The sequence below is a fragment of the Paraburkholderia gardini genome (assembly GCF_907164575.1).
GTDB classification, from domain to species: domain Bacteria; phylum Pseudomonadota; class Gammaproteobacteria; order Burkholderiales; family Burkholderiaceae; genus Paraburkholderia; species Paraburkholderia gardini.
On sequence record NZ_CAJQYY010000029.1, the window covers coordinates 91704 to 97703 of the forward strand.

At 57.6% G+C, this 6000-nt stretch carries 8 protein-coding genes and 1 pseudogene; 2 read left to right on the forward strand and 7 right to left on the reverse strand.

Annotated features, from left to right (window positions below):
• Positions 1–12: 12 nt before the first annotated feature.
• Positions 13–321 carry a DUF4148 domain-containing protein gene (locus LPA34_RS22105; RefSeq protein ID WP_228982242.1) on the forward strand — a complete coding sequence of 103 codons (309 nt, stop codon included), beginning with the start codon at positions 13–15 and terminating at the stop codon, positions 319–321.
• Positions 322–411: 90 nt separating this feature from the next.
• On the opposite strand, the pseudogene LPA34_RS22110 reads toward LPA34_RS22105, so the two are convergent.
• The 5 genes and pseudogenes from LPA34_RS22110 to LPA34_RS22130 all read right to left on the reverse strand — a co-directional run.
• Positions 412–927: pseudogene (locus LPA34_RS22110) on the reverse strand (LysR family transcriptional regulator substrate-binding protein); the annotation flags it as partial.
• The gene (locus tag LPA34_RS22115) at positions 928–1308 is read right to left on the reverse strand and encodes a type II toxin-antitoxin system VapC family toxin (RefSeq protein ID WP_228982243.1); all 381 of its coding nucleotides are present in this window, start codon (positions 1306–1308) and stop codon (positions 928–930) included. It lies immediately after the preceding pseudogene.
• A complete protein-coding gene (locus LPA34_RS22120) occupies positions 1305–1511 on the reverse strand; it encodes a type II toxin-antitoxin system VapB family antitoxin (protein WP_228982245.1) in 207 nt (68 codons plus the stop codon). Before LPA34_RS22120 ends, LPA34_RS22115 begins: the two co-directional genes overlap by 4 nt.
• 250 nt (positions 1512–1761) lie before the next feature.
• A complete protein-coding gene (locus LPA34_RS22125) occupies positions 1762–2166 on the reverse strand; it encodes a lipocalin-like domain-containing protein (RefSeq protein WP_228982248.1) in 405 nt (134 codons plus the stop codon).
• Between the two features lie 532 nt (positions 2167–2698).
• On the reverse strand, positions 2699–3517 hold the full coding sequence (locus LPA34_RS22130; RefSeq protein WP_228982249.1) for an alpha/beta fold hydrolase: 819 nt from the start codon (positions 3515–3517) through the stop codon (positions 2699–2701).
• 374 nt (positions 3518–3891) lie between these two features.
• Between LPA34_RS22130 and LPA34_RS22135 the strand changes: the two genes are divergently transcribed.
• Complete coding sequence (locus LPA34_RS22135; RefSeq protein ID WP_228982251.1) at positions 3892–4809, forward strand: LysR substrate-binding domain-containing protein; 918 nt, start codon at positions 3892–3894, stop codon at positions 4807–4809.
• Positions 4810–5045: 236 nt separating this feature from the next.
• Here the strand turns inward: LPA34_RS22135 and LPA34_RS22140 are convergent, their stop codons facing one another.
• Entirely contained in the window at positions 5046–5420 is a 375-nt protein-coding gene (locus LPA34_RS22140) for a hypothetical protein (protein WP_228982252.1), read from the reverse strand.
• Positions 5421–5434: 14 nt separating this feature from the next.
• Positions 5435–5668, reverse strand: coding sequence for a hypothetical protein (locus LPA34_RS22145; RefSeq protein ID WP_228982254.1), 234 nt, complete (start codon positions 5666–5668; stop codon positions 5435–5437).
• Positions 5669–6000: the final 332 nt, after the last annotated feature.

A 6000-nucleotide genomic window follows, 5' to 3' on the forward strand; every position in this document is an offset into this window, starting at 1 on the left:
CGGAGACGTCATATGAAGAACTCACCATGGATGTGGCCGATGCTTCCCACGCTGGTTTTATTGCTCGCTGGCTGCGCGGCGGGCAGCATGTCGCAAAACGTGACGCACTTGAGCGCATTGCAATGTCGCGATCTGGCTGAGCTCAGGAACAACGCACCTCCGACGCCGGAGCGAAATCGCAGCGAACTGGCGGCTTTACGGAAAGCGGGCTACGACCCATCAATACGGTTCGACCCGTACTACCCCGAGGATCTGCAGGCGGCACAGCGCCAGGTCGACCGCTGGTTCCAGGCGGAATGCCAGCAGGCGCCGCCCGCCTGAAGTCAGACTCGTTTGAGCTTGAGCTTTCTTTGGTCGACCTGTTGAAGCGAAAAAGTCTGGAAAACGAATCGAAGCGGCAAACGGCAACGCCTATGCCAGCTGCAGATCCCACAACACATCGAGTACGTGTTGCGTGGAACGTTCAACGTACCCCGCACGATGTGCAATGCCTAGCCTGCGCCACAACGCCGGGCGTAGCGGACGCATGACGATGCGCCTGTCGGGTAACGGCGTAGTGGCCTCATGGGGCAACAGCGCTGCGCCGTAACCTGCCGCTACCAGACTCTTGATCGCGTCGTTGTAGTTGAGCTGAATGCGCGGCGCGGGATGGCGCCCCGCGGTCGCGAACCACTCCGCGGTCAGACGCGAGAGACGCGTGGTCGCGTCATTGAGAATGAGAGGTTGGGCGGCGAGCCATTCGGGCGTGACACGGGCCGGACAACGCCAGTGCGCCGGCACAAAGGCCATGACGGGGTCGCGGCGCCAGGGCTTGATCACGAGTCCAGCCACCGGGGGCTGAGGTAGTGCGACCAGCCCGACATCCAGCGTTCCATCCGCCAGTCGGGACAGCGTTTCGTGCGAAGTGAGTACTGCAATCTGAATGTCCTAATGCAGCGTCGGCCGATGCGCGATGCCAAATCTCCCAGCCAGGTCCGCGAGTCGCCTATCAAGCGTCCACAGCTCAGCGCCTGGCGTGATGAGCGTAGACGCCAGTAACGACATGTCCACCAACCCACACCCAAGCCCATACAGCTTTTCACGCTCAATGAACTCCATTACCTCGCTCAGACTCGCCTGATTGCACGGCTGCAAAAGACCGATGCTGGCCAGCGTCTGGATGCGCGGCGCTGGGGGTGTTCCGCACGCGATTTCGCCTATGACCATCGGGTGAGTAAGGGCGAGGTCCAGCTCGATCAGGTCAACCAGCGCGTCATTGCCGTTTCGGAAGTGGTCTACCCATACCGATGTGTCGATGAGCACACTCATTGCGAACCTGGCTCCGAGCGGCGACGTGACACGTCCTGCATGTCAGGCATGGTGCCGCCGAGCGCTGCCAGGCGTTTGGCGGCCTGCACCCGCACGAAGGTCTTGATGGCTTCGCGAAAAATGTCCGACTTATCCATGTCGGGGTCCGCCACTTCCAGGGCCTTTTCGTAAAGGGCGTCGTCAATGGTGACAGTTGTGCGCATAAGAAAGTCCTCGCATCAATAATGACATCATTATGCTTCAATATGTGCATCTCAACAAGCGGCGTCGTGTTGCAAAACTCCTAAGTTTTGCAACATTCCGCCCCGGCCGCCGCAGTCGCGCTTTGATCGCTCTGCTTACTCTCAAAAAAGTGAAGGGCAATCCACGACCCGAAGCGGGCGTTCGATACACGACCGGCTCATTGTCTCTTGCTGAAGGTATACCGCTCGCCCCGAGCGGTATCGGCGATCTTTACGGTTTAACCCGATGATCCGTGAATTCATAGTCGGCCATGCAATCGGCCGAAGGGTCTCGCTCAACAGCGGAAACATGAACGGTATCGTTGTCTATGAAAGTGTAGGTGTAGAGATCGGAGGTAGGAACTCCCTCAGTGATGAGTGAAATCTTGTCGCCCTTTGTTTCCCACTGTCCCCGCTCCTCATTCAAAAGCTGAGTCTTTTCGGGATTTTTATAGAATGAAATTTCGAACTTTCCGTCCGATGATCTTTTCATAGTCCACGCCATATAGGAACATTTTCCATCCTTATCTCTCTCACCCTGCCAGTTGCCAACCATACGATCATCGAGGGCCGAAGCGAGATTAGATACAGAGAGAAGAACCGCAATGAGCAAGAAATTTCGAATCGTGAGTTTCATAGTAGCGATTTTCAATAATGGATAAGAGCTATACCGCCTGAATCGAGCTGCGCCGCAAGCGGATCGAATCACTGTCGCCGCCGATTCCGTTTCGATCGGGATGCCGAGATCCTTTTGAGAGCCGACGGCTCCACGACCTAATCCTGAAATTCCGAGCGATTGCGACCTCGATGCGCCGGATCGCCGCTTCTAACGTTGCAGCTTTTCCCGGATACGTTGGACGCCCCGTCCGTACCTCGAACATGGGGCGATAACACCGGTTCTACGGCAACTAGGCGTGAAACTTGAGGGGGCGAACGACCGGTCTCGGACGGGCCTCTGCCGTCTGACTGTCCTGTCGACACTTCTGGCGAACGACGCCTTATGGCCGGACAGAGCCCGACGGCGGCCGGCTCAGGACGACCCTTTGCTGCCGGTCGTCCAAGTACGGGGATATGGCAGGTTGTGGACCCTAAGCAGACGCCTAGGCCGAGTGGCACACCGGTGGAGCGCGCCACTCGAATTGCCTGGATCTGGTTCGGGCTAGCGTCCGTCAGGATTTGATGAACTCAAGAAGGTCGGGGTTTAGCACGTCCGCGTGGGTGGTCAGCATGCCGTGCGGGAAGCCAGGGTATTTCTTCAGAGCACCATTCGCGAGCAGGTCGACCGCGCGGGGCACCGAACTGGCGAACGGGACGATCTGGTCGTCTTCGCCATGCATGACCAGTACCGGCACAGTGATCTTCTTCAGATCTTCGGTGTAGTCCTCCAGCCAGGAGGATACGGTCTCATAGTGGGCCTGGGCGCTGCCGGCCATGCCCTGCCGCCACCAGTTCGCGATCACCGCCTCAGACGGCTTGGCGCCCGCACGGTTGAATCCATAGAACGGACCCTCCGGGACTGCCCGGTAAAACTCCGACCGGTTGCCAAGCACGCCTGACTTAACCGCGTCGAACCACTCCCGCGGCTGACCTCCAGGATTTGCGTCGGTTTTCACCATGTTCGGCGTCAACGAGGCCACTAGCACTGCCTTGGCGACCCGCTCCTGGTGGCGAGCGACGTAGCGGGCCACCTCGCCGCCGCCGGTGGAGTGCCCGATGTGGATCGCGTCGCGGACGCCGAGGTGTTCGGTCAGTGCAGCGAGGTCGGCGACCCAGTGGTCCATGTCGTTGCCGGTGCCGACTTGCTCGGACCGACCGTGCCCGCGTCGGTCATGTGCGATCACCCGGTAGCCGTGGTGAAGGAAAAACATCATCTGGGCGTCCCAATCGTCGGCCGACAGGGGCCAGCCATGGCTGAAGACGATCGGCTGACCGGACCCCCAGTCCTTGTAGAAGATTTTTACGCCGTCCGGAGTGGTGATCGTAGGCATCGCTGATACCTCCTATAAGAGATTGATTGAAGTGTTGGTTCTCCCCGAGACATCGAGAATGCTGCCAGCGGCTTCTTTCGAAGTCTTATTTCATGCGCATCTGAAAACGCGCGAGCGGAGCGCACTCCGACAACGCGGCGATGGATATCTAAATGTCCCTCGGCGCCACGCCCTTGCTTCTGGCACTTGAACGCATCGAGTACAAGAATCGGCCTGCGATTGAGCACTCGGAATGCGATGACCGCGCCAGTGAGAACTCCAACTGGCCGCTTGGCTCGTCGCTACGACAGCCGTTCCAATATAGGTATCCCTTGCCGCGATGACAAAGACTTTCTATGATTTGACCTATGCCTCAGAGGCATACGGGAGAGCCAATGGAACTTCGACATCTGCGATATTTCATTGCGGTTGCGGAGGAAGGAAGTCTGTTGACAGCCGCCCAACGGCGGCTGCACACGTCGCAGCCGTCACTGAGCCGGCAGATCCGCGATCTTGAATTCGAAGTGGGTGTGAAATTACTGGAGCGCCAGGCACGCGGCGTGGCGCTTACCTCTGCCGGAAAAATTTTTCTCGATCACGCGCGTCTGGCGCTGCTTCAAGTCGAAGCTGGCATCGACGGCGCACGGCGTGCGGAACAGCCTGGAAAATCCGTCCTGGCCATGGGCTTCCTGGCGGGGCAGGAAGTCGTCTGGTTACCGCACGCGCTGCGCATTCTCCGCGAGGAGGCACCGGATGCGGAGATCACATTGTGCAGCCAGTCTTCTCCTGAACTCGCTCTCGGGCTGATGCGAGGAAGGCTAGACGTCGCTTTCCTTCGTCCCGAGAGACAGACCGTTGGCCTGTCATTCAAAGTCGTGGCGAAGGAGCCACTGATCGCCGTACTGCCGGCAGACCATCGGCTGACGTCACGCAAGAAAATCCGGCCGCAAGATCTGGCCGGCCAGATTTACGTCAGCTCGTCCAGGACTTCTCCCGTACTGGAATCCGTGATTCAGCACTACGCATTGAGTGTCGGAATAACGCTCAAGGCGGGATACGAGGGCGAAAACCTCCCGTCCGCAATGTCGCTTGTTACGTCAACGGGTGGCGTTACGCTTATCCCGCTGTATGCGCAAAATATGCTGACACCCAACGTTGTTGCAAGGGCGCTAGACGGCATACCTCCGACGATTGATCTCGTCTTGGGATACAGCGATGCAAATACAAACCCGTTACTTCTTCGACTGTTATCTCGTGCGGACGAGTTAGTCGCTAATGTTCAAGATCAAAGCATTATTCGCTATGCCGTCTAGGTTATGGGCGCCGCCTCGGTCACTTCGAAATCGAGTGGCCGTTTTACCGGACAGGCCGTCGCCTGAATGTCAGAGTCGCACGAAGCACGAATGACACTTCCTGGCCGACTGCTGTCTCATGCAACCGGCATGGAAGTGCGCGAGTCTCAAACTGCCGCGATCGGCAGCACGCGACCCGAAGCAGTCTGTCGCAACTCTCCGGAGCGGACGCTCAATTGACCTTCGTCGGGTATAAATCAAACGGCAATAACCGGCACAATTCCTTGTGAGGTATGGAGGACATACGACTCAAGGCCATCCAGGTCGGGAACGATTCGAACGATCAAGTCACTCTCCAAGGTCAGCGTCAGCACTTTCTGTTCGTCGAAATTGGCGTCGACGACAAGTTGATTCAAGCAGCGCTGCAGACTGCTACTGGACTGCGGGGAACTCGCGTCGCCGATGATTTCGCCTTCCGAGTGTTCTAAAGAAAAGCCGCATTGGATCAAAATCCATCCGCTTCCACTATAACGGTATCCGCGGCCAAACTCCATCGAAACTGACGCTGGATTAATGCCGACCCCCGTAATCTCACTTCCGATAATCTCTGCGAGATCGCGTTTGCTAATCATAAGTAACTGTACGTTTAGTCGCTCTGGATAATGTGCGCATCACGAGAGAATTCGTGCGCCTTCAGAATCGGACCGACCGTTTTGACCAGCAGTGCGACATGTCGTGCGGTCATGTAAATCGAGGCCCGGCTACCGTCCAACGCCACCTCGTCTCCGTCAAGTTGACCCGCCTCCGCAGCCTTCGCGGCGGCATCCAGTTCGTCCTCAAGATCATGCAGTCGCGTCAAGTCGCGGTTGCCGTAGTTCACGACAATCTCAACCTGGCTCCCCTTGACGACATTGTCCGCCCAGCTTCGAGTCGTAGAAAGGGAAAACGAGAGAGACACGACAATTGGAATCAGCGAAACACGTCTCATACGTTGGCGGCTTGTTCGATTGCAGCTCTTATCAATTCGCGTTCGAGATGTACGGAGCGGAGCGTTTATTGTCATCGATCTTGGTGTGGATGTCGAACGTCCCTTCCTGGCCGGCTATTGCCCGATTCGGTCGGCCGAAACCCCCCGGCGTCAGACTACTTGTCGTGTTATCTGATTCTTATAGACATGGTCCGGGGGCGGTAAAATCAGGGTGAATGAAAGCC